24 protein-coding genes and 1 pseudogene are annotated in these 23262 nt (G+C 59.5%); 11 read left to right on the top strand and 14 right to left on the bottom strand.

The window, feature by feature from the left end:
* Positions 1–17: 17 nt before the first annotated feature.
* Positions 18–1478, top strand: a complete 1461-nt coding sequence (locus FIV35_RS16950; protein ID WP_034136831.1) for an MFS transporter — start codon at positions 18–20, stop codon at positions 1476–1478.
* A gap of 15 nt (positions 1479–1493) precedes the next feature.
* Here the strand turns inward: FIV35_RS16950 and FIV35_RS16955 are convergent.
* From FIV35_RS16955 to FIV35_RS16965, 3 genes and pseudogenes are all read right to left on the bottom strand, one after another.
* Positions 1494–1912, bottom strand: a pseudogene (locus tag FIV35_RS16955) (DUF6691 family protein).
* 2 nt (positions 1913–1914) lie between these two features.
* Positions 1915–2346 carry a YeeE/YedE family protein gene (locus tag FIV35_RS16960; RefSeq protein ID WP_034136832.1) on the bottom strand — a complete coding sequence of 144 codons (432 nt, stop codon included), beginning with the start codon at positions 2344–2346 and terminating at the stop codon, positions 1915–1917.
* Positions 2347–2508: 162 nt separating this feature from the next.
* Positions 2509–3735 carry an MFS transporter gene (locus FIV35_RS16965; protein ID WP_034099249.1) on the bottom strand — a complete coding sequence of 409 codons (1227 nt, stop codon included), beginning with the start codon at positions 3733–3735 and terminating at the stop codon, positions 2509–2511.
* A 459-nt stretch (positions 3736–4194) separates the two neighbouring features.
* Between FIV35_RS16965 and FIV35_RS16970 the strand changes: the two genes are divergently transcribed.
* Both FIV35_RS16970 and FIV35_RS16975 read left to right on the top strand, forming a co-directional pair.
* Positions 4195–4560, top strand: a complete 366-nt coding sequence (locus FIV35_RS16970) for a hypothetical protein (protein ID WP_034136833.1) — start codon at positions 4195–4197, stop codon at positions 4558–4560.
* 55 nt (positions 4561–4615) lie between these two features.
* Positions 4616–5395 (top strand): SDR family NAD(P)-dependent oxidoreductase, encoded by a 780-nt coding sequence (locus FIV35_RS16975; protein ID WP_034136834.1) that lies wholly within the window; start codon positions 4616–4618, stop codon positions 5393–5395.
* Between the two features lie 3 nt (positions 5396–5398).
* Here the strand turns inward: FIV35_RS16975 and FIV35_RS16980 are convergent, their stop codons facing one another.
* Positions 5399–5854: a VOC family protein gene (locus FIV35_RS16980; RefSeq protein ID WP_034136835.1), complete on the bottom strand. Its 456-nt coding sequence runs from the start codon at positions 5852–5854 to the stop codon at positions 5399–5401.
* A gap of 75 nt (positions 5855–5929) precedes the next feature.
* Positions 5930–6877 carry a helix-turn-helix transcriptional regulator gene (locus FIV35_RS16985; RefSeq protein ID WP_034136836.1) on the bottom strand — a complete coding sequence of 316 codons (948 nt, stop codon included), beginning with the start codon at positions 6875–6877 and terminating at the stop codon, positions 5930–5932.
* A gap of 173 nt (positions 6878–7050) precedes the next feature.
* Between FIV35_RS16985 and FIV35_RS16990 the strand changes: the two genes are divergently transcribed.
* Genes FIV35_RS16990 through FIV35_RS17000 form a run of 3 tightly spaced genes read left to right on the top strand, consistent with a single transcriptional unit; the run spans position 7051 to position 9512 of the window.
* The gene (locus FIV35_RS16990) at positions 7051–7479 is read left to right on the top strand and encodes a hypothetical protein (protein ID WP_034099236.1); all 429 of its coding nucleotides are present in this window, start codon (positions 7051–7053) and stop codon (positions 7477–7479) included.
* Positions 7480–7482: 3 nt separating this feature from the next.
* The gene (locus FIV35_RS16995) at positions 7483–8844 is read left to right on the top strand and encodes a M48 family metallopeptidase (RefSeq protein WP_052198906.1); all 1362 of its coding nucleotides are present in this window, start codon (positions 7483–7485) and stop codon (positions 8842–8844) included.
* 2 nt (positions 8845–8846) lie between these two features.
* Positions 8847–9512, top strand: coding sequence for a hypothetical protein (locus FIV35_RS17000; RefSeq protein ID WP_052198907.1), 666 nt, complete (start codon positions 8847–8849; stop codon positions 9510–9512).
* Positions 9513–9520: 8 nt separating this feature from the next.
* Here the strand turns inward: FIV35_RS17000 and FIV35_RS17005 are convergent, their stop codons facing one another.
* The 5 genes from FIV35_RS17005 to FIV35_RS17025 all read right to left on the bottom strand — a co-directional run bounded on the left by FIV35_RS17005 (position 9521) and on the right by FIV35_RS17025 (position 15338).
* On the bottom strand, positions 9521–10390 hold the full coding sequence (locus FIV35_RS17005; RefSeq protein WP_034136838.1) for an AraC family transcriptional regulator: 870 nt from the start codon (positions 10388–10390) through the stop codon (positions 9521–9523).
* A gap of 103 nt (positions 10391–10493) precedes the next feature.
* Positions 10494–11036: a P-loop NTPase family protein gene (locus FIV35_RS17010; protein ID WP_034136839.1), complete on the bottom strand. Its 543-nt coding sequence runs from the start codon at positions 11034–11036 to the stop codon at positions 10494–10496.
* Between the two features lie 412 nt (positions 11037–11448).
* On the bottom strand, positions 11449–11826 hold the full coding sequence (locus tag FIV35_RS17015) for an Ltp family lipoprotein (protein ID WP_034136840.1): 378 nt from the start codon (positions 11824–11826) through the stop codon (positions 11449–11451).
* 353 nt (positions 11827–12179) lie between these two features.
* The gene (locus FIV35_RS17020; protein ID WP_034136841.1) at positions 12180–12359 is read right to left on the bottom strand and encodes a hypothetical protein; all 180 of its coding nucleotides are present in this window, start codon (positions 12357–12359) and stop codon (positions 12180–12182) included.
* 372 nt (positions 12360–12731) lie between these two features.
* Entirely contained in the window at positions 12732–15338 is a 2607-nt protein-coding gene (locus tag FIV35_RS17025; protein WP_034136843.1) for an AAA family ATPase, read from the bottom strand.
* 588 nt (positions 15339–15926) lie between these two features.
* Here FIV35_RS17025 and FIV35_RS17035 point away from each other — a divergent pair.
* Entirely contained in the window at positions 15927–16226 is a 300-nt protein-coding gene (locus FIV35_RS17035) for a hypothetical protein (protein WP_034136844.1), read from the top strand.
* Between the two features lie 101 nt (positions 16227–16327).
* Here the strand turns inward: FIV35_RS17035 and FIV35_RS17040 are convergent, their stop codons facing one another.
* Positions 16328–17050 (bottom strand): hypothetical protein, encoded by a 723-nt coding sequence (locus FIV35_RS17040; RefSeq protein WP_034136845.1) that lies wholly within the window; start codon positions 17048–17050, stop codon positions 16328–16330.
* A 319-nt stretch (positions 17051–17369) separates the two neighbouring features.
* On the opposite strand from FIV35_RS17040, the gene FIV35_RS17045 reads away from it, so the two are divergent.
* Positions 17370–17603 (top strand): hypothetical protein, encoded by a 234-nt coding sequence (locus FIV35_RS17045; RefSeq protein ID WP_034136846.1) that lies wholly within the window; start codon positions 17370–17372, stop codon positions 17601–17603.
* Here FIV35_RS17045 and FIV35_RS17050 read toward each other — a convergent pair.
* A complete protein-coding gene (locus FIV35_RS17050) occupies positions 17600–17830 on the bottom strand; it encodes a DUF6124 family protein (RefSeq protein ID WP_034136847.1) in 231 nt (76 codons plus the stop codon). The genes FIV35_RS17045 and FIV35_RS17050 overlap by 4 nt on opposite strands.
* 365 nt (positions 17831–18195) lie before the next feature.
* Positions 18196–18801 (bottom strand): hypothetical protein, encoded by a 606-nt coding sequence (locus FIV35_RS17055; RefSeq protein WP_052198908.1) that lies wholly within the window; start codon positions 18799–18801, stop codon positions 18196–18198.
* Between the two features lie 133 nt (positions 18802–18934).
* Here FIV35_RS17055 and FIV35_RS17060 point away from each other — a divergent pair, with 133 nt between their 5' ends.
* Positions 18935–19507 carry a nucleotidyltransferase family protein gene (locus FIV35_RS17060; RefSeq protein ID WP_034136848.1) on the top strand — a complete coding sequence of 191 codons (573 nt, stop codon included), beginning with the start codon at positions 18935–18937 and terminating at the stop codon, positions 19505–19507.
* On the opposite strand, the gene chrA is transcribed toward FIV35_RS17060, so the two are convergent.
* Positions 19496–20695, bottom strand: coding sequence for a chromate efflux transporter (chrA, locus tag FIV35_RS17065; protein ID WP_034136849.1), 1200 nt, complete (start codon positions 20693–20695; stop codon positions 19496–19498). The genes FIV35_RS17060 and chrA overlap by 12 nt on opposite strands.
* 186 nt (positions 20696–20881) lie before the next feature.
* Here chrA and tspO point away from each other — a divergent pair, with 186 nt between their 5' ends.
* Together tspO and FIV35_RS17075 are read left to right on the top strand one after the other, a co-directional pair.
* Positions 20882–21322 carry a tryptophan-rich sensory protein TspO gene (tspO, locus tag FIV35_RS17070; protein ID WP_034099216.1) on the top strand — a complete coding sequence of 147 codons (441 nt, stop codon included), beginning with the start codon at positions 20882–20884 and terminating at the stop codon, positions 21320–21322.
* A complete protein-coding gene (locus FIV35_RS17075; RefSeq protein ID WP_034136850.1) occupies positions 21322–22266 on the top strand; it encodes an alpha/beta hydrolase in 945 nt (314 codons plus the stop codon). The genes tspO and FIV35_RS17075 overlap by 1 nt, the downstream gene beginning before the upstream one ends.
* The last annotated feature ends 996 nt before the right edge of the window (positions 22267–23262 follow it).

Here is a 23262-nt window from a genome sequence, read left to right on the forward strand (position 1 = left end):
GCACCAGGGATGTCGCGATGACCGATCTACACCTGCCCGCCGGTAAGCCCGGCACCGTCTTTGAAACCGACCTGCCGGCGCGCCTCGACCGCTTGCCCTGGGGGCGCTTTCACACCTTGCTGGTGTTCGCGCTGGGGATCACCTGGTTGCTCGACGGCCTGGAGGTGACCTTGGCCGGCTCAGTGTCCGGCGCCCTGAAGGCCAGCCCCGAACTGCGCATGAGCAATTTCGATATTGGCCTGGCCGGCGGCGTGTACATCGCTGGCGCCGTGCTCGGGGCGCTGTTGTTCGGCTGGCTTACCGATCGCCTGGGGCGACGCAAACTGTTTTTCATCACCTTGTGGCTGTACATCGGCGCCACGGCGGCCACCGCGTTTTCATTCAGCCTGGAGAGCTTTTTGCTGTTTCGCTTTCTCACCGGCATGGGCATCGGCGGCGAGTACACCGCGATCAATTCGACCATTCAGGAGTTCACCCCGGCGCGTTATCGCGGCTGGGTCGACCTCACCATCAATGGCACCTTCTGGCTGGGGGCGGCGCTCGGTGCGGGCGGGGCCATTGTGTTGCTCGACCCCAACGTGGTCGGCGGCGATCTCGGCTGGCGCCTGTGTTTCGGCATCGGTGCAGCCCTGGGTCTGATCATTCTGGTGATGCGCCTGTGGCTGCCGGAAAGCCCACGCTGGTTGCTGATTCACGGCCGGCACGACGAAGCCCGGCGCATCGTCGAAGGTATCGAAGCCCGCCTGCGCGACCAGGGCCACACACTGCCGGCGGTCAACAGCCCGGCTTTGCGGTTACACCCCCGCGATCACACGCCCTTGGGTGAAATCTTTTACACCCTGTTCGTCAGCTTTCGCCGCCGGGCGCTGGTGGGCATGACCCTGCTCACCGCCCAGGCGTTTTTCTACAATGCGATCTTCTTCACCTACGCGCTGGTCTTGACTGACTTCTACCAAGTGCCCGCCGAACAGGTTGGCTGGTATGTGCTGCCGTTGGCCCTGGGCAATTTCTGTGGGCCGCTGCTGTTGGGGCGGCTATTCGACGTGATTGGCCGGCGCGTGATGATCAGCCTCACCTATGCGGTGTCTGGCGTGTTGCTGGCCCTGAGCGGTTACGCCTTTGCGCAAGGCTGGTTCGATGTGACCCAGCAAGCCATAGCGTGGATGGTGATCTTCTTCTTCGCCTCGGCTGCGGCCAGCTCGGCCTACCTGACCGTTGCCGAAACCTTTCCCCTGGAAATTCGCGCGTTGGCCATCGCGGTGTTTTATGCCTTCGGTACTGGGCTGGGCGGGATTATCGGGCCGACCCTGTTCGGGCAACTGATCCAGACACAGCAGCGTGGCAGCCTGTTGATCGGCTATCTGATCGGCGCCGCATTGATGTGCGGCGCGGCGCTGGTGCAGGCGATCTGGGGCGTGGCGGCGGAACGGCAAGCATTGGAAAGCGTGGCCAGGCCGTTGTCACAGGCCAAGGATTGAAGCGCGGCGGGCGAGTCAACGCCGCCGGCGCGATTCAAGCCCTTCGAATATTCCCATGCCCACCAGATGGCGAGTACGAACACTAGCACCTGCCACTGCCCCGTCAGCACCAGCGCTATCGCCGGCCCGGGGCACAAGCCGGCAATCGCCCAGCCCATGCCGAACAGTAGGCTGCCCAGCACCAGGCGTTTGTCGATGCGGCTCTGCGTGGGCATCTGCATCGGCGCGCCCAGCAACGATACGTTGCGCCGTCGGGCGAAGTAGAACAGTACGCCGCTGACCATCAGCGCACCGCCCATCACCCATGCCAGCGAAGGGTCCCATTCGCCTGCGAGATCCAGAAACCCCATGACTTTGGCGGGATTGGTCATGCCGCTCAGGTACAGCCCCATGCCGAAGATCAGGCCAGCCAGTAACGCCGTTAGTCGACGCATGTTCAAACCCCCAGCCAATGGCGGATCACATAGACCCCGACAAAGCCGCTGCCCATAAAACACCCCACCGCCACCATCGACCGTGGCGACAACCGCGACAGCCCGCAGATCCCGTGCCCGCTGGTACAACCGGCGCCATAGCGCGTGCCGATCCCTACCATCAACCCTGCCGCCACCAACCCAAAATCGCCGACCGGAAACGACGAAGCCGGCAGTTCACTGAACAGCGACCACAGCCATGGAGAGACCAGCAGGCCGGTCAAGAACAGCGCTTTCTCGCCACGGCCCTCGCCATGGCGTGACAGCAGGCTGCCCAACAACCCGCTGATACCGGCGATGCGGCCGTTAAACAGAATGAACAGCCCGGCCGATAACCCAATAAGGGCACCGCCGAGCAGGGAGGACCAAGGGGTGAAATCTGGGGAGAGGGTCATGGGGTAGGACCAGTGGGGGGAGGGTGATGTACCGCTAGCATAGTTTGGATGCTTGAGCCTGTGAAAGCTGGCTTTCGGTCGCGTCCTTGAGACGTCGCCAGCAAATGGGACCCTCGCGATGACGGCGCATCAGCCCCCGGCCTCAAGCGCAGCGCCGTAGGTTCAGCAAGCCTGCGCCACCAACCCATTACTGACCCTGCGCCCCAACACCAGCACCGTGGCGAAGCCCAACACCACCAGCCCCGTAGCCATACTGAGCAGCACCGAGCTGCCCATCTGATCAACGATGCGCCCACCAAAGAACGAGCCCAGGGCGATGATCACCTGGAACAAGGCGACGAACAGCGGCATGCCGCGCTCCACGTCCTTGGGGGCGACGACGAACATCCAGATACTCGCGCAGGCCGGAAAGGCGCCGAAGGCGAAGCCCCACAGAGCGATCAGCATGGCGGCGCCGGTCAGGCCGGTGGCGAAGTACGGAAACAGCGCGGTGCTGGTGCCGATCATCAGCGCCACCAGCAACAAAGTGTGGCGCACGCTGCGGTTGGCGGCGAAGCCGGCGAAGATATTGCCCATCACGCCTGCCACGCCATACAGCAATAACAGCGAGCCGATGGTCGGCCCGTCGAAGCCGGAACTGTGCTTGAAGAACGGCGCCACATAGGTGTAAGCGGCAAAGTGCGCCAGGCCGATCAGCAGCACAGCGATCAAGCCGACCCGGGCCTGTGGGTTGATGAACAACGCAGGCAGATCACTGATGCGAATGGCTTTCTCCGGGGTGAGTCGCGGCAGCAGGAAGATCTGCGCCAGCAGCACCGGCACGCCCACCAACGCGGTGACCAGAAACGTCATGCGCCAGCCCATCAGGCCGCTCAGCCAGGTCCCGACGGGCACGCCGAGCACGGTGGCCAGGGTTACGCCGACCATGATGATCGAAGTCGCCTGCGCCACGCCGACACCTTTGGGCGCCAGGCGTCCGCTCAGCGCGATGGCCGTGGCCCAGAAGCCGCCGATGCTGATGCCCAGTAACACACGACCGAACAGCAACAAGCTGAAGTCGCTGGCATAGGCCACGACGGCGTTGGCGATGATCATGATCAGCGTCAGGCCGATCAGCAGATAACGCCGGTCCATCGCGCCGATACTCACCGACAGCAACGGCGCGGCCAGCGCGGCCATGATGCCGGGCAGCGTCACCATCAGCCCGGCGTGGCCGGCGCTGATGCCTAAGTCGCTGGCGACGTCATTGAGCACCCCCACCGGCAGAAATTCGCTGGTAACCAGGGCGAAGGCACCCACGGCGACCGACAGAATCGCCAACCACTGTTGTTTGACGCTTTGCTGATTATGTTCGGGAAGGCCACGAGGGGCCTGGCTGGCGCTTGGCATAGGTTGGGTTCCGGGAGAGGGCCGACCGAAGCCAGTCGACGGGGACGCGGGGAGGAAAGTGGAGGCGATTATAGGAAGCCGGTCTGGCGATTAAACAGGTCGGTGGTTCGATAGTGATCATCACTGCAATTAATGCGCGCTGCTCAACGAAGCGCTCTAAAGCGATAACGCGCAAATGTTTCGCAAACATCAAGGCGGAACGTACGCAGGCTACTGAAGCCGTTTTGCTTCAAGCGCCCCACAAGAGGTAATCGACGCGCCGATGTCTGGCATTCAGCGTACGGATCAATAAATTGAGGACCTGATGTATCCCGAGCGCGCAGAAGCCCGGCGAGCCCAGACGGTGATTTAACTTCGCCGGGGGATGGGTTTTCTGAGATAACGCTGGCATGGCCCTGAATTATCCAATAGGTTCTGGCTTTATTGTCCTGCGCCATCAACTCCTTCGGAATTCGCCCCATGCTTCTGCGTTCCAGCCTGTTATGCCTGTGCTTGTTCAGCGGTCTGTCTCAGGCCGCTGTCGACTGCTCCGCCCTGGCGGAAAAAATCTCCGGCACGGCGCCTGAATTTCATCCTGCGGTGCAGGGCAAGGTTATCGGCACCGGGCGCGCGCATTTTCATACCGCGCCGGATGAGGCTTGTGCCAACAAGAAGCTGTTCGTTATCCCCGGTGACGGCCTGACGGTCTACGCCATGCTGGAAGACCAGACTTGGGTGCAAGTGAACTTCGTTGCCAAGGATGGCGAGGACTACACCGGTTGGCTCAAGGCCGACCGGGTTGAGATTGGGGAGGCGTACGGCGCGCCGTCGGACGAGGTGGAGTGACCGGCGCCATTGGAGGGCGCGAGCAGTCTGTCCAGATAACGCGAGGAGCTGTGCAATGGTGAACGACTGGAAGGGCCAGGTCGCGCTGGTGAGTGGCGCTGGCAGTGAGCAGGGGATTGGCCTGGCAATTGCGCGGCGGCTGGGAGCGGCGGGGGCGAAGCTGATCATCACCGGCAGCAGTGCCCGCATCCACGAGCGCGTCGCGCAATTGAGCGAGGAGGGTTACGAGGTACAAGGGCGTGCGGCGGACCTCACCCAAGCCGATCAGGTCGCGCAATTGGTGGCGTGGGCTGAGTCGTGCTGGGGTCGAATCGATGTGCTGGTGAACAACGCGGGCATGGCGATGCAGGGCGACGCCGAAGCTTTCGCTGAGGTGGCCAGCATGAGCCTCGATGCTTGGAATGCGTCAATCGCGCGCAACCTGACCACGGCGTTTCTGCTGACCCGCGCGGTCCTGCCGGGGATGCAGCAGCGTCGTTACGGGCGCATCGTACTGGTCAGCTCCACCACCGGCACCCGAGTCAGCAACCCCGGCGAGGCGGCGTATGCGGCGGCTAAAGCCGGCATGGTGGGCATGAACATGAGCCTGGCGCTGGAAGTTGCGCCCTTTGGCATCACCGTGAATTCGGTGGCGCCGGGGTGGATCGCGACGCAGTCCAGCACCGCCGAAGAAATCGCCGCCGCTCAGTATGTGCCCGTGGGGCGTGCCGGCAGGCCGGATGAGGTCGCGGCAGCGGTGGCGTTTCTGGCGTCGCCAGAGGCCAGCTACATCACCGGCGAACTGCTGGTGATCGACGGCGGCAACTGCCTGTCGGAGAACAAGGGCCCGCGTTGAGGTTCAGGCAAATGCCGCCACCATAAACGCCTCAAGCCCTTGCTCCTCAAGGATCTCGATGGAGAAGTGCCCGAAACGCTTGGGCAGCCAGATGATGCGCGTGCCCGCCGGCGATTGCAGGTCCTCCAGGGTCAACGGTTGGCCGTTTTCGTCCTCGGGCTGCACACCCTTGGCGACCAGTTCGGCGTAAGCCACCTCGATGTCCGGCGTGGTGTAGCAGTGCCGGTAAATCATGCCCTCACCGTGAGCGTCCAACAGCACCCGCAGGTTACCGGTCAACGGTTGCACCAGCATAAAACGCTCCTGGCCCATCAGCGCTACCGCATAGCGCACATGCAGGCCGCCGCGTTCCCAGACCTGGGTCGTGGAGATGCGCGCATTAAGAATGTTGGCGTAATAAGCGCACGCTTCGTCGAGGTCCTCGACCAAGATATCGACGTGACTGAATTTCAGATCCATTGCTGGCCATCCGGCGAAAGAGGGAAGCCCACGACAGTAGCCGATTTGCGTGCCCCAAAACACCTTGTGCCAATTCTAGGATTCAGCTCCCGGCGGATGACCGAAATACGCCTTATAGGCATGGTTGAAGTTGGCAGGGTTGGCGTAGCCCAGGCGGTGGGCAATCTGCGCGACGTGCCATTTGCGCTGGCGCAGTAGGGTGCGCGCCAGTTCCAGGCGTTGCTGGCGCACGTAATCGAGCATCGACTGGCCGTACACGCGGCTGAAGGCGCGTCTCAGGGTGGTTTCGCCCACGCCCAGTTCCCGTGCCAGCGCCAGCGTACCGGGTGGGTTCATCAGGTTGGCGTCGAGCTTGAAGCGTGCTTCGTGTGCCAGGTCCGAATGGCTGCGCAGCGGGGCCATGGGCTTGGCTGGCTGCGGCGCCAGATGCGTCGCCAACTCGACCAGCACGGCCAGGCTCAAGCTTTCCTGATTCAGCCGCTCCAACGCCCCTTGGTAGGGCGAGTGATAAAGGCGCTCGAACAAACGCCCGACGGCGCGACAGCCATGCAACTCTGAAAAGTGCATGCCATCGTCGAGCAGCCTGGCCAGCGGTTTAAGTGACGGGTCTTCTTCGGCCAGTTCGCGTAGATAGTCGCCGCCGATGCGCAGCCCCGCCATGCGCGCACGGCTGCCGGCAGGCATCTGGTCCATGGCTTCCATGCTTTCGCTCAAGCCCAGCACATGGGGCGCGCCGGGGGTGTATTGATTGAGCCGACCGTCCACCCGATGCTGCCATTGCCCACCCAGCACTTGCACGATGCACACGCTGTCGGGCAGCACTTTGTGGATGCGCAACGGCTCGGGGAACTGCAAATCGCAGTCGAAATATTGCACGTGCGGCCGCACCGTCTGCGCGCGGTAATGGCCGATCGCGCTGCCCATGACCTGCCGTGCGCTGTCATCGAATACACCGGCCTGGTCCAGGGCCTCCGGGTGATCGAAGCAGAAATGTGTGTCCAAGTAGGGGTTGCGGCGGTCCATTGGCAAAAGCGTCCGTTAGAGCTGGTGGGCAGCGTTGCATGATATCGACATCTGGCAGGCCGATCAGTTGTTGTGAGTCACGGCCTTATTATTGTGCGCCACGGCCGGCCCGCTTGGCAGGCGGCCAAGCGTTGATTTCAATGGTCGGCTTTGAACTGTCGAGGAAGCCGCAAATGTTGATGTATCGCAAGTGGGCAGCGCTGATGGGCTTGGTTCTGGCCGTGATCGCGGGGCTCGCCCATGCTGACAATCGCCCGGAAGTCGCGGAAAAAGTGCTGGCCTATGCCGGTGAAGGCGGCGTGAAAGTCTGGACCCTGCGTATCGGTGCGCGCAGTGACAACCAGGCGCTGGTGCAGCTAGAGGGCGTGGACCATGACTGGAACATGAAGATCCAGAAGATGGCCGTGGAAAAGACCAGCAAGGACACCCGCTATTCCACCACCGTGGACGGTCAGAAGTTCGTGGTGCTGGTGCTGCAACAAGGTTGGGGCGAACTGTACTTGCCCGGCGAGTCGCAGACGCTGAACGTCGGTTATGACGAGTTCCTGTCCAGCCAAGGCAATGCACAGGCCTTTTTGACCGATTATTTGCAGGCCAACTGAGCCATGGGCCGATTCGCGCGGTGGTCGTGGCCGCTGACGATGTTGCTGCTGCCGCTGGTATTGATGGGCTGGGCCAGTGTGCAAAGCGGGCGTGTCGATGACGTGCTGCGCGAAGCACAGAGTGTCGGCAGTGACTATGCCTGGCTGCGCGTGCGTCAGGTGCTGGCTGGGTTGGCCTACTGGCTGGCCCTTGCCGCATTCGTGGCCGGGCCCGCGACGTGGCTCAAGCTGCGGCTGGATGCCTGGCGCGCGCTGAAGTCCAGGGATTTTCTCTACCACCGCCTGTTTCTCTGCTGGCGTGCCTTGGGGCATTGGCTGGTGGCGTACACCGGGCTATTGGTGGGCGCATTGGCCCTGAGCCTGTTGTATGAACTGAGCTGGGGCTGGAGCCACTTCAAGGCCGGTGGCTGGTTCATGCTGCTGGTAGCGGTGCCGGTGGTTGCCGTGCTGTGGGCCGGATGCTTGCTGATCGGGCGTCTGCGCCAGCAATGGCATGCCCTGGATAGCCCGTCCTCGGCGTTTCTGGGGCAAAGCATCGGGCGCGACAAGGCTCCGGCCTTGTGGGCGTGGATTGAACAACTGGCCACCGCCACCGGCGCGCCGGTGCCCGACCATATCGTGGTGGGCATCGACCAATCGTTTTTCGTCACCAGCGTCGATGTGCTCTTGCAACCGGCCGGCGACTCGCTCAGCGGGCGCACCCTTTACCTGCCGCTGACCTACCTCTCGACCCTGAGCCAGGCCGAGACGGCATCCATCATCGGTCATGAGCTGGGCCATTTCAGCAGTCGCGACACCGAGCGCGGCAGCGAAATCGGCGCGCATTTCAGCCTGATGTGCCTGCACTGTGCGTTTATCCGCGCTGAAGATGCCGACCCGGCCTGGATCGAGCGTCCGGCGATCTGGATGACGCAGCGTTTCCTGCACCACTTTCAACTGGCGGTGCACCACTGGGGCCGCGCTCAGGAACTGGTCGCGGATCGGGTGGGCGGCAACATCGGTGGCGAGCGGTTGTTCTGCCAGGCGTTGTTACGGGTGATCGCGCTGGACGCTGAAATCAATACGCTGCTCAGCGAGCGTCACCCCAATCTGATCCAGGCCCTGGCCGACCATCTGCGTCATACGCCGCTGCGCCTGAACGAGGCAGCACTGGATCACGCCATTGCCCACCCTTTCGATACGCACCCGCCGACGGCATTACGCCTTCAGCAACTGGGCGTCACGCTGGATGAAGCCCTGCTGGCCGAGGCCACCCGTGTGCCCACCGAACACGACCGACACTGGTTCAGCCAACTCACCCGTACGGCGTCGTCGGCTGCCACACAGCCCGTATCACCGCCGATATCAACCGTCCAAGGAGAATGACCATGACCCAACCCACCGATCCGCTGGCGGACCTCGCCGGCGCACTCAGCCAGGAATATGCCGACTCCCGCGACGCTCAACGCGAGCGTGCGGTCGCCGAACTTGAGCAGGTTATCCAGTGCGTCCCCGAGCAGACCGAATTCACCAACTCGCGCCGGTACAAGGTGCGCGGCCCGCTGTTTTTACTGATTTCCCTGGCGCTGCTGGGGTTCGCGCTGCACCGGGGCTCCACCGGCCTTGGCGTGTGTGCCGCAGTGATGGCCTTGGTGTTCGTGCTGCTCACCTGGCAGCACCGCAACGCCGGGCAACACGCCTTTATGCGCCTGACCCGCCGCCAGTTGTTTGTGGACACCCTCAGCGCGCCGGTGGACCTGGTGGACATTGTCGATGTTTCCATCAGTGAGGAGGGCTGGCTGACGGTACAGAAACTGATTTTGCGTGCCGATGCGCCCCTGCCTGTTCATCGCTCCGCGCGACAGCTGTTCGGCAACCAGGCCCTGGCCCTTAAAAAGCCCCAGCCGCAGATCCGCATCCAGTCCGCCGGCCTGATGCAGGGCGGCCGCACCCTGGACTGCGACCAGATCGCAGAGATCCTCAACGCCTATTGCCAGGCCGCCCATGCGCAACGTCACCTCGATGCGTTGCGCCAGGAAACCCAGCGGGCTTGATCGATCCGCTAGCGCAGCGGCACATACACATCGGTCTGCCATTGATCCTGCGGCGTCTCGGGGTAGACGCTCAGGTAATGGAAGAACAGCGGGTGGTCGCGAAGCTCCTCGCCGCTGGCAGGCAGCCAATCGCGGTAAATCGGATAGATGGTTTCGCCGATATGATCCGGCGAGCCCACATGCCGCACCACCACGCAGCGCCCGGCAGGAATGATGCGCGCATGCACGCCAAACCCATTCGGCGCCACGGCCTCGTCAATCTCGCCACAGATAGCAAAGCGAAACGCCTCGGGCGCAGTGGTATCGGGGTTGTTATAGGGAATGCCAAACGTGCGGCTCGACGCCACCGGCGACTGGCCGCTCTGCTTGCGCCATTGGATAAATCGGCTGGTCGTCTGGTTGACCAGCCCGGCGGGCCCGCAATGCTCAAGCGCGGCCACCTGGGTTTGGGGAAATTCTACGATGCGTAATTGCATGATGATCGTCCTGGAAAAGTGAGGGATAGCGAACACCGCATTCCAGGTCTGCCAGTTCGGCGCCTTCCTGAACGCACTCGGCGCCATACCGAACGCCCGCCGGAACGCCCGGCTAAATGCCTCCGGGCTATCGAAACCGGCACTGAGCGCTCCCTCCAGCACCGAATAATCGGCAGCGCTTGCCAGGCTATGGGCCGCACGACGCAGGCGCATGAGGTGCACATAACGCGACACCGGCACGCCGACGAACGCGGTGAACTGTCGATGGAAGTGAAACGCCGAAAAATTCGCCAATCGGCTCAACGTATTCACCGACAGGTCGCCTTCGAGGTTGGCCTGGATGTAGGCGAGGACGGCGTTGAAGCGCTTGGTGTAGGCGAGTTGAGTCGGCGTCTCGGACACTGGGAGAAACTCCTGGAAGGGCGGTCGGCGATAGAGTCGACTATAGCGGGGCGCGCGTGCCTAGCCGGGTTTGCTCAAGGTGTGATTGGGGTAATCGTCGTGCCTAGCAATCTCGCTGTGCCAGGCCAGCCGATTGTTCAATGCTGGCAAGAAAAACCTGGGTCTCGCGATTAGACCGCAAACAAACCACCCGGCAAGTAGAGGGCGCATTCGCCGCCAGTTGTTGCATCTTGGCCCTTGCTGATTTTCGCGTGCGCCACATAAACCCAAAGAAAGCCGGCAAATTCCCCCACTGCTCGGGGCAGTTCTCCGGCAGATCAGGGCGCGAATGTCCGCGTCCCAAGAACGTCCTGAGCACTACGCGCCAGAATCGAAGCGCCGCCGAACGATCAATCCATATCAATAGATCTGCGCGGGCGACCCGATTGTCCCAAGTAGCAGAATGACCCCCTTCGAATATCCAGCACTCACGCGCCTCGGCTTCATGACACAAGCGCGTCTTCTCGTCCCCGCTGCGTTCTACCCAACCGGGTTGCCAGTGGATGGTATCGATATGAATCACCGGCAAGCCCTTACTCTGGCCAAGCTTGCGCGCTAACGTACTTTTACCGGAACCGGGTTGACCGACGATCATCACGCGCTGCATTGAGGCTCCTTTTGGGTTGAGCACGTTGAGTGGTGGGTGGGGGATTTTGCGTTAATGGCGGTGTGTGTCAACAAAAGGGAGGTTGGTGTTGTGGGGGGCGTTTGACCAATATATGGCGGTTGGGAAAGGCAGCGTTCGGCCGATTGTGTTGAAAAAGTCGCCTTGCCCAAAATGCTCGAATACTGATGGGTGAAAAGACCTCTTTTGCAGGCTGCTACGTGAAATCTGAGTCCTGAACCTACTGCCAAAAATTCAGATTTCAATCTCAGGCGCGTACTTTCCCGACGTGGAATTCTCAGTCGACTTTTTCAACAGAATCGGCCAAAAGCGGACAGTTATGCAGGGTTAGCAACCTTTCCTTGTAGCTTGATGGCATCTACGAAACTAGAGGCGATTTAAAGCACGCCATTTTTCAGCAACCATCTGCATGTTTTGCCCCGTAGGTTGCTTGGTCCACAGTGTATTTTTCTCCAGCACTCGAGGAAAGTTGCTTAATGAGGCCTTTACACGAGAAGCCCATCATATTGAGATACTGCTTCGCAGACCTCACCGCCTGCTGGTTCCAATCAATGTTCATGCTGTCCACTGCTATCGTAGCGTCAGAAACATCGAAACCCTCTCCAGCATCAGATGAAAGCTGATGAATAAGCCCATTCCGTGAGAACCCCGCCATGCTGAGATACTGCTTCGCTGATCTGACTGCATTTTTTTGAGGTCCAGTCAAATCCACAGCCCATGCGGGAGCAGCAGCAAAAAAAGTGACAGCCAATATTACTTTCAAAAAATTCATCGGAATATCTCCAGAGTCCATGCAGCGTTTCTAACGGCCTTAAAATTCTTATCTTACGGCTCAACTTCACATGACGAGTCCCTTTGAGGGGACTGATCGAATTCCCTCGGCTCTCACCTGGTCAATCAATACCTGCAACTGCAGCGATAGGCCAAAAATCACGTTTATTGCGAGAGTCATTTTTTCCTTGATTACTGAGCTACCGGACGACGTTGAACTCAAAAGACTCGTGGCTAACTAGACAGGCCGCCTTCTTGTCGACGCCATTCACTTTTAAGTCATAGGTTAGACGTACTGAGCCGTTCGCAGCTTCGTAAAAGCCTTGGTTGACAATTGTAGAGCCGGGCAGTTTCTCAGCTAATTGCCTGCACAAAGAGGTCCAGCATACGCACGGAAACCGGCTCACTCGTAGCCGGCGTGCCGATCTCGATCTGTATCCGAGTGTAGAAGGTGTTGTAAAGCTGGCCGCTTCTCACTTCCTTGTACTGTACATAAAATTTCGGGACCACTGGATCAGAGTCGGTATCGGGCATCGCATACTCAACTGAGGAGCACTTCTACTGCCTGCGGTGCATTTCAACCAGCGGAGCGAGTAGCAGTTGCCACCTAGCAGACTTGTCCAGTTTCTTACAACCTTCCTCGCAGCCGCCGATCTTTTCGGGAATGACACCAAGTGTGATCGAAGCAAGGTGAAGTACAGCTGCTGGCTTAGATTCCTGACCACAGCCGTCCAAGAGCATACAGACCAGCCTGTCGCCGAAATCGAGAGCCGGGCGGCAGAGTGATTTTGTGCTCGTTTTTGTCACTGCTCAAGATCTTTTCCTCGACCGGTTGAATCCACAGCCATTAGCGGACGCTCACAAGCGACCGCTATAGGTAAAAAGCAGTCGGCGTTTCAATGTGGGTCAGGCCACTCGCTTCGAGTACCCCTCTATCCAGTCCGCAAGCGATCGCATATCTGTTTCGAGTTGGGCGAGTTCGGGGGGGACCGCTGGAAGATCGTCTGCCTGAGAATGCTCATACACAGAGTATCGTGTCATCAAGTCGTCTATCAGATCACAATCCTCCTGAGTGATGTTACTTAGCTGCCTCAGTAGCCCTTTGGTCATCACTTCCCTGCGGAATCGCAGCACGACACTGTTCAGCATTACCACCTCAACAGTGCGCTCCACGATGATCCTGAAGTCACTGCAAACACTCTTGGCCATGAGGTCGTAACTTTCAGCATCGCCCTCTGCCTGGTGCCTCTTGAGTTGGGCTAAGTTCTCATTAAGTAGCTTGTTGATAGCCGGTTTCGGTTTCGAGTCTCGAGCACTTTGTCCCGTCAGAATGCCGGATGTTTTGTCGAGACGTCGAAGCGTCTGAACGTTAAAGACGATGTCTTGTATATCTGGATGTTCCTTCACTTTCTTTACTGCGGATTCCAGAAGTGTCACCAGCGAAAGCCTGTGGGTGAAGATGATGACCTGGCGGGACTGCGCCAAATCTACAAGGCGCGAGACAACTCGCTCCTCAAAATCTTGATCGAGTGAGGAAATCGGGTCGTCGAAAATAAAGGGAGCTACTTGATTGGAGCCGGTAATATCAGCTAGGAATGCAGCCAATGCTACAATTCGCGTCTCGCCCTCACTGAGAATTTGTTCTGGTGGGCGGGCTCCTTTCGCGCCAACGAGTGTCAGTCCGAATGTGGTCCTGCCTTTACCGACTGTTTTGCTTTGAGGGGCTACAGGCAACCTCGAGCCACCTAATAGCTTCAGTTCGGCGGCGAAGCGAGTTTGATATCCTGCCTCCACCTCGGATTTCGCCAATTCGTTGTTTTTGATAGTAAGCGTGTTGGTTGCAGCAAGCCGGATGGCTTTCCCGTACTGGTCAACAGCCAACAACCTGTCCCGTTCGGCAACGACTGCAGGTTTGTTTTGCGACAGCCATTGCAGAGCCTTCAGCTTACGAAGTTGCGCCTCCATTTGCTGTCGTTTGCCGTCTTGAGAAAGCTCGTTCAACGACTTTTCTTCACCAACTAACTGATCTGTCACTTCTGCCAGCGCTTGATCTACTAGTGACCAGTCGAATGGGGTCACATTTTCGATTTTTTCAGCGGTCTCGAGATCGGAACGTCTTTCCACCAAAGTTTTATGTAGTTCTATGGCCTGCTTTTGATCCAGTTTGATCAGGGCCATATGAGCTAACCAGTCCTGTTCCTTCGGTGATTGGGGTAAGGCCTGTACAAAGCCCTTATGTTTGTCTTCTGCTTGTTTTGCGCTTAACTCCAAACCTTCGGTAACAAATTGCTCAAAGTGGGTCAACCGATGGCCAGCATCCTCATTGAGCTCTTGCTGGCAGAGCACACACCTTGCCTGCTCACCCACAACAGGAAATGGTTGACCAGGGTAAGCATGATTTTGAGAAAACAATCGTGCTTGGGCCCATAACTGTTGCCACACCGCTTCGCCGACTCCTTCGAGTGGAGTTTCGGAAAAGAGTTGTTGCGCAAATTTCTGAGCCGCTTGCCGCTTGCCCTTTGCATCAGCACTGGCACTTACTATGATCTGCGCTGTTTCGTTGGAGAGCTTATCCTTGAGTTGGCTCATAGCTAGCCGAACTGTTGCCAACCCCTGCTTTTCTTTCGTGATTGATGCCAGTCGCCCCGCTACGTCCTTCTGGGCCAGCGCACCTTCTGTGATAATCCGCTCAGCATCGTGCTCGGGAGTGTACGTACAGAATCTGTCGATGACGGCATCAGTCGTTGCAGGCTTAATACTCGCTAGCCACTTACGTTCCTCAGTGATTTCCAAATCCGCTGGGAATTGTGGCAATACGCTCAGCAATGCATTCTTCGAAGCGGTGAGGTGCTGATTAACCCTGTCTGACACGGCGATCAACGACGCCACAAATTTCATTTGGCTTGGCTCGTAGCTGGCCTCGTTTCTACCCATGTACTGGGTGGCCGTTCTGGAGTCAAAAATCTGGGCGTGACGAAGTAAAGGATCTGCACCCTGTGCCAGCGTCCATTCAATAGTTCCTTTCTTTTCTCCTGCCGATACTTGGAAATTAGCCTTGCAAGCCTCAGGTTCTTCAATGAAGACGTTAGGGTGAATTTCGTCTTTTGACCTTGAGCCGCATGCCTGTTTCAGGAGGCGTGCATATCCGCTTTTTCCTGAACCATTTTGACCGTAGAACACTGTGATGTTGCCTGAGCCAACTGGTAGTGCTGCACCTGATTTGATCGCATTCAACCCGTAGACATCTGAGATCCCTTCTATGCGTATGGCAGGACGACTGGCAGCAAGTGCCAATGAGCCAGGCGATACCGTGCAGAAGCCTGGGTCATCTTCATTCTTCGATTCAATCATGCACAGCCGGGCAAGCTCTTGGATCTGGTCGTCTGTTGGTGGCTTCTTGGTCTCGATTAGGTTCTTGGCAGCTGTCTGTAACCACCGGCTTCTTTCGCCGAGCCAAATTTCAAAATCATCGGCAACGGGAGCGTCTAGCCCATTCAAATCTGGTGCGACCATTGAGATCTCTCCTTGAAGACACCGCGGACGAACCGAGTATAGGCCAATAGTGGCGAATTGCTTTGGTGCGGTTTGACTAGAAGTCCGTAAGCGTTCGCCATTAATAATCAGAAAGGGAAAGACTTTTACTTCTTGTCGTTAGTGGCCACTTGGGAACGTCCGCTTCTGGCCGATTGTGTTGAAAAAGTCGCCTTGCCCAAAATGCTCGAATACTGATGGGTGAAAAGACCTCTTTTGCAGGCTGCTACGTGAAATCTGAGTCCTGAACCTACTGCCAAAAATTCAGATTTCAATCTCAGGCGCGTACTTTCCCGACGTGGAATTCTCAGTCGACTTTTTCAACAGAATCGGCCGATTTCTGCCCGTCACAAAGAGCTATATCTGCATACGGTCCTTTGTGAGTAAACATATCAAGACAGTGGTGGTTCCCCCTGGACTCTTCTTCCCCACCCCCTGCAATTGCTGCCTGTTCAACCCTGAACCAGGCCGCAGTTCAACACCATAGGTCCGGTCGACCTGTGGACGCGTGGAACGACCCGCTGTGCCTTTCAGTCTACCTGTACCTATTCATCGGTAAGGTACGGCGCAATGGATAAGACAATCACCGTGGACCAACTGGCGACCACTGACCTCAGATCGATCAACGAGATATGGCTCGGCAGCACGCATACCCAGCTGTGTCTATGGCGTGGTGAGCAAGTGTTCACCCATGAGATGCTCAGCGAGGGCACTCACGATCAGAATGTTCGGCGCCTGTGCTTGCAACTGGTCGATCCTGACGATCAGGCTGCGGTGGCCCGTGTTGAGGTGATCGTGCGCGAACGGCTGGTAAGGATGGGCAAGGAGGGGGAGTTTTATCCGGCGCAAGAGGCGGACACTTATCAGTAATCGCGCTGCCGCTGAGCAAGTGGGCGGGCCAGTCATGGCCGAAACTTTGGGTTTGTCCAAGAGCCAGCGGGTAGCCTTCATCTCTCATCACGCAAAGCGGATCAAGCTTGCGCGCTGAAACGCTGTGATGCGCGTCGCTCAAACATGGCGTTTTCCGTCTCCTGTGTGGCCCGCTCACCTTTGTAGGACAGTTGCAGGACAAAAGAACGGTCCTTCATCGACGTTAAATCCGACGGGTCGTAATCCCTCAGAAGAGGCGCCAGATCAATGGTTTTGGCGAAGTTTTCGTTGGTCAGGCTGTAATAACCCATGCCCGACCAAACCGAGTCGGCGTCCACCGTATCGATAATGGCGTTGCGGTAAGCCACCGCTGCGGTTTTCATAGAAAGGGATTGATTGAGCAACTCAGTGAGACGCTTGCTCTCTTCGCCGCTGAGCTGGCTGGCCGTATCCTGCACTGTCAGGCGGCCATCAGCCTCGACGGTGAAACCATACTCTTTGCTCGCCAGGTCCGGCGCGATACCCGACAACGTGGACACGAATGCCTTGAAAGAGGCCTTCAACGTGTGAAACGCCCCGTTGGAAATTTCAGCGAGTCGAGGATATTCCGACGATTGCTGGCGACCGACCCAGGTATCGACAATGTCCACCGGTTCAACCGTTGTGCTTGCTGATTCACTGGGATGATAGATCGCTGCCGGGGCGGTGTTTGCCAACGTCTGTTTCGCGTGATCAGTCAGGGGCTGAGCCACGAGCTTTTGGTCGGAAGGTGCGAGCTGGGTGCTGGCTGGCGCCAAGTAGGCTGCGCTAACGGAAAGGTTCATTTATCGCTCCATGATGTGTCGTCCTCTTCCAGAGTATCGACGGCTATGTGCCAAGCTTTAGCGCATCGATGCTAAGGGGGCGCCAAATGGGGCCATCTCATTATTTCCATAGATGGCCCTGTGGCCCTGCTATCGCTCTGAGATTTCGCTTAGCGGTGTGTTGGACGCAGTCGCAGCAATCAATCATCGGGCAGAGTTGAAAGGGTAGCTTTTTCCATAGAATCGGCCGAAAACAACCCATCACTCGGCCAACCCGTTTACCATGCGCCGCCGGCAGTGGTTCCACGCGCTACCGATCTTTTCCTCAATAGGTACCGCAATGTCCATCGAGCACATTTCCCTCCCCAAAGGCGTCGGCCCACAGGCCGCTAAGCTTCTTGACGCCATTACCGGCGCCGCCACCGCTGAAGAACTCAACCGCGCCGGGGGTAAAGCCGAAGGGTTTGTGCTTGGGCTGGAAGCCAGCAAAGCGATCAAGAGCCAGGTCGCCGAGTCGTTGTATGTGGCTTACGACGACGCGGCGAGCCATCGGGCGGATGAGTTGAAAGGTTAAGCCGAGCAGGGCGCTTCGCGGTCGAGGAGGCGGGCGGTGAGCAGTACGCCGAGTTCGCTCAGTTGGTGGATGGCCAGGGCGATGTCGCGGTGTTTGCCGCTGAGGTCTTCGGACAGGTCGAGCAGCAGCGTGCTGACGCTGGTGAAGGTTTCGTAGCTGTTGGTGATGAGGCTTTCGGTGCTGGCGTCGGGGGTGACGCTGAAGAGGGTGGTTGAATCGATAACCATGGTTAAGTTCCTGACTTGAGGCCGCTTCCCGTTCGCTACTAAACAAAAGGGAGGCAGCTGTACGCAGGTTAGTAGACCGGTGGAACCTAACAAAACCGGCGCACCCGGAGGTGCCCTGCGCACAGCCGCCATCAAGCACAGACACCGGAACGTCTGACAGATGATGCTTATGCAATCGTTAGGTTGAATCGTGGGCTACTAAACCCGGTCCCTGAGAAATTCAGCGACCGGGCAACCTTAGAGACGGCCACCCCAGCGCACAAGCCGGCGGATTCTGACGCAGGCGTAGGCAAGGGAGCAAGGCGTCGCTGGCTATTCGGATTTAGCCTTCAGACGATATCCGCCAACACCTCCAAGCTCTACGGTCAGAACCCCTGGCTGACACTGACCCCACGCATGATAAAAAACCGTGGGTCGATCAGCTGTAGGCCCTGCTCACCTTTCACGCGGCCGACCGTCACGTGGTAGGTCTTGGGCGCTTCGGAAAGGTTTTCCGGGTGGCGTGTGAGTTTTGCCAGGGCCGGGGTTTTGGCCCAGGCGGCCACGGGCATCTGGCGGATGTCTAGGGTGACCACCCAGGATTTGTCCACAGCCGCGCCCATCGGGTCAGGGTTGGGGCTGACATCCTTGATCTTGGCAATTTCGTAGCCTTGGGAATAACAGAAGCCCGGTGCTTGTTCGGTGTAGGCCGTGCGACCGGATTCGGTGAGGCTGTAGGTTTTGTCGCTTCTGGCCAGAAGGCCGGCGTCGACCAGGGCGTCGAACGCCGGTGCGTTGCCGCTGGAAACGCCGGCGCTGAAACTCTCGCTCAAGGTCACCGGGAAACTCTTGAACATTGGTGCGCTGATGCAGGCAGGCCCTTGCAGTCGGGTTTGCAGCGCCGTTTGGATGTCCGTGTCGGACGGGCTGTCGCTGCAGGCGGTGAGCAGCAGGGCGCTGGCGGTGGCGAGGGCCATGGCAGTGAGTCGCATCGTTTTATCCTTGACGATTGAGGGCGTGTCGGCACTGAGACTGTCACATTGAGTAAATGTTTCCGCCATTTACGACGGTGCATTATTGTGGCCGTCTTCGCCCGAATAAGCAGTGCCGTCCGCAGGAGCGCCCATGACATTGACCGTCGACACGTTTATCTCCCTGGCCATGGCCAACCCCCTCAATGCCGAAATTACTGCACGCCTACCCGACCTGGGTGTGGCGCAATGCATGCTCACGGCGGGCTGCCTGTTCCAGGCGGTGTGGAACCATCAAGCGAATCGACCGGCCGATCACGGCGTAAAGGACTACGACGTTTTTTACTTCGACCCGGACCTGTCCTACGAGGCTGAGGACCGTGTGATTCGGGCGGCGCAGGGGTTGTTCAAGGACTTGGGGGTGAATGTCGAGGTCAGGAATCAGGCGCGGGTTCACTTGTGGTATGGCCAACGTTTCGGTCGGCCTTACCCCCAGTTGCACTCGGCCCGCGACGGCGTGGATCATTACTTGGTGGCCGGCACCTGCATCGCTTTGGAGGTGGCGACGGGCGAGTTGTATGCGCCTTACGGGTTGCAGGATGTGGCCGAGGGCGTGCTGCGCATCAACCCGTTGCACACAGAACCCGCGTTGTTTGCGCAAAAGGCCCTTAGTTATCAGGCGCGCTGGCCCTGGCTCAGGATCGTCGCGCCCGGTTCAGCCGAGTAGGCCACCCAGCACGGCGCAACCTGCCACCACCAGCCACGGCGGCAGCTTCCAGGCCATCAGGGCGACGAGTGCGAGTAACGCCAGGGCGAAGTCGTACAGGTTGAAGATCGCGCTGGTCCACACCGGGTGGTACAGCGCCGCCAGCAACAGGCCAACCACCGCCGCGTTGACCCCTGCCAATGCGGCCTGGGTGCGGGGGCTGTGGTGCAGGCTCTGCCAGAAGGGCAGCGCGCCGAAGATCAGTAAAAACGACGGCGCGAAGATCGCCAGCAGGCATACCACGCCGCCGATCCAGCCGTTGGGGGGCGCATGCATCGAGGCGCCGAGGAAGGCGGCAAAGGTGAAGAGTGGGCCGGGCACGGCTTGTGCGGCACCGTAGCCGGCGAGGAATACGTCGTTGCTCAGCCATTGCGGCGCCACCACTTCAGCTTGCAACAACGGCAGCACCACATGGCCGCCGCCGAACACCAAGGCGCCGCTGCGGTAGAAGGCGTCCACCAGCGCCAGACTGTGATGGGGCAGCCCCTGCGCCAGCGCCGGCAGGCCCACCAGCAGCACGGCAAACAGCAGCAACCACAGGGCCCCGGCGCGTCGGCTGAGGGGGATGGGCAGTGCGTCGGGCGCAGCGGCCAGTGCAGGTTTGAATAGCACCAGACCGGCCAATCCAGCGGCGGCGATCACCCCCACCTGCGCCCAGGCCGAGGGTTGCCACAGCACCGCCGCGGCCGCGAGCAGCATCAGCAGCACCCGCGCTACGCCCCGGCACAGGTTGCGCGCCATGCCCCACACGGCTTGGGCGACCACTGCCACCGCAACCACCTTGAGGCCATGCAGCACACCGGCGGGCACGGCCGTACCGTAGTGGGCCAAGCCTAGGGCAAACAGGATCAGCAGCAACGCCGACGGCAATGTAAACCCGGCCCACGCCGCCGCCGCGCCGCCGTAACCGGCGCGGGTCAGGCCCAGGGCGATGCCGACCTGGCTGCTGGCCGGGCCGGGCAAAAACTGACACAGGGCGACCAATTCCGCGTAGCTGCGCTCGCTCAGCCAGCGCCGCCGGGTCACAAACTCATGGCGAAAATACCCCAGGTGCGCAATCGGGCCGCCAAACGAGGTGAGCCCCAGGCGCAGGAAAATCAGGAACACCGCCCAGGGGCTGCTGTGTCGATCGCTGATGGGGTCGGTCAAGATTGGGCTCTCGGGCGGGTGGAGTGAAGGCACGGTAACCAATTTTAATGACGGCTGAAAGCGAGGGATCCGACGCGAATTTCAGACCTGCATTGAATTTATGCGCGCTTGCTTGAGTCATTTGAAACATGCAGACCGCTTGGTTTTCTTTCCACTCGCCCCGCTGACTTCAGCCAAGGACCGACGATGACCTTCTTTATCTTCCTGCTCGCCTGCGCCGCCGCCGCCAGTACCGGCATCATTTTCAAGCCTGGCGCGTGGTACGACTCCCTGGTCAAACCGAGCTTTACACCGCCCAATTGGTTGTTCCCGGTGGCGTGGACGATCATCTATCTGCTGCTGGCCTGGGCTGGTTACCGCTTGAGCTTGATCCCCGGCAGCCAGATGGTATTGGCGCTGTGGGCGGCGCAGATTGCCTTGAATACCTTGTGGACCCCGGTGTTTTTCGGCGCCCACCGGCTGTTGGCGGGCATGGTGATTATCGTGCTGCTGTGGCTTACCGTCGCCGCGATGGTGGTGCTGGCCGTGCGCCTGGACCTGCTCACCGGTTTGATGCTGTTCCCGTACCTGGCGTGGCTGTGTGTGGCGGCGGCGTTGAATTTTTCGATCTTGCGTAATAACCGCTGATGGCCCTGCAGCCATGGCCCGCCAGTGCGACCGAACTGGCCCAGATGCGCCGCTTCAACCAAAAGCTTGGGTGGATGCCGCGCTTCAAGATCCGCAATCGCGTCACGCCGCGCGTGTTGCAGACGTTGTTGCGCATCAGCCAGAAAATCAAGAAAGGCCCAGCCGCTGAAACCCGCTTGATTCGCCAGGACGGCATTCAGGTGCCGGTGCGCATCCTGCGTCCCAATGGCCCACCCAAGGGCGTGGTGCTGGATATCCACGGCGGCGGCTGGGTGATCGGCAACGCGCAAATGGACGACGACCTCAACCTGGGCATGGTGCGCGCCTGCGACGTGATAGTGGTGTCGGTGGACTATCGGTTGGCGGTCGACACGCCGGTCCAGGGCCTGATGCAGGACTGCCTGGCCGCCGCGCGCTGGCTGCTCGGTGAACCGGAGTTTGCCGGGTTGCCGGTGATCGTCGTCGGCGAATCGGCCGGTGGGCACCTGGCGACCGCGACATTGCTCGCGCTGAAACAATGGCCGGCGCTGCTCCAACGGATCAGCGGCGCGGTGCTGTATTACGGCGTCTACGACCTCACCGGCAGCCCCAGCGTGCGGGCGGCAGGCCCCGATACGTTGCTGCTGGACGGGCCGGGCATGGTCGACGCGCTGCGCTTGCTGACCCCGGGACTGAGTGACGAGCAGCGTCGGCAGCCCCCGTTATCGCCGCTGTTTGGTGAGGTGGAGGGGATGCCGCCGGCCTTGATGTTTGTCGGCGAGCTGGACCCGCTGCTGGACGATACGCGGTTGCTCGCCGAGCGCTGGCCACTGGCAGAGGCGCACTTGCTGCCGGAATCGGCCCGCGGGTTTATCCACTTTCCGGTGGCCATGGCGGTTGCGGTATTGGCGTATAGCCGACAGTGGATCAGCGATTGCCTCACTGGTGAACAGTCTTCGCGCTAACACAGCGCATCACATCGACAGTGGGCCTGACGACTCTTTTCGTGGTGAGTCGATGCGCTGTGATGAGCGGTTTTTTTGTGGTGAGCGGGCTTGCCCTAACGCCGGGCAGTTAAGGACTCAGTGAGTGATTTTCTGCGCCAGGCTGAGGACGGATTCGCATGCCGCAAACTGCGCGGCAGTACGCCGTATGATCCAGCCAGGCGATGACTATCAAAGGTGGGAGGGGGCTTGCCCCCGATTGCGGTGGGTCAGTGGCAGATGGGCTGACTCACCAGCGCTATCGGGGGCAAGCCCCCTCCCACCTTTTGAGCCGGTTGTTCCAGTTAATACTGAGTAGGCCGTTTAGATTCGCAAACTGGCTCCGATTTTTTAGTCATTGCCCATCTCGCCTTAACTGACTGGCATTAGGGCAAGCCCGCTCACCACAACAAGCCTATCCACCAACCATATAGAGCAATCCCCAGAATCCGCCCCACGCCCTGGCTGTTTGATCGGTTGGGCCGCAACCGCAGTATCTGCGCTAGATCGGCGGGTAGACCGGCGGTGCTGAGGGACGGGAACAACTCGGCGCGGGTCTGCAGGACGAAGGTCAGTAAGACTCTTTTCGTGGTGAGTCGACGTGATGTGATGAGCGGTTTTCTGTGGTAAGCGGGCTTTCCCGAATGCCGGTCAGTTAAGGACTCAGTGAGTGATTTTCTGCGCCAGGCTGAGGACGGATTCGCATGCCGCAAACTGCGCGGCAGTACGCCGTATGATCCAGCCAGGCGATGACTATCAAAGGTGGGAGGGGGCTTGCCCCCGATTGCGGTGGGTAATTGGCAGATGGGCTGACTCACCAGCGCTTTCGGGGCAAGCCCCCTCCCACCTTTTGAGCCGGTTGTTCCAGTTAATACTGGGTAGGCCGTTTAGATTCGCATACTGGCTCTGATTTTTTAGTTATTGCCCATATTGCCTTAACTGACTGGCATTAGGGCAAGCCCGCTCACCTGAGTGGAC

The sequence above is a fragment of the Pseudomonas rhodesiae genome (assembly GCF_007858255.1).
In the GTDB taxonomy this organism is placed as follows: domain Bacteria; phylum Pseudomonadota; class Gammaproteobacteria; order Pseudomonadales; family Pseudomonadaceae; genus Aquipseudomonas; species Aquipseudomonas rhodesiae.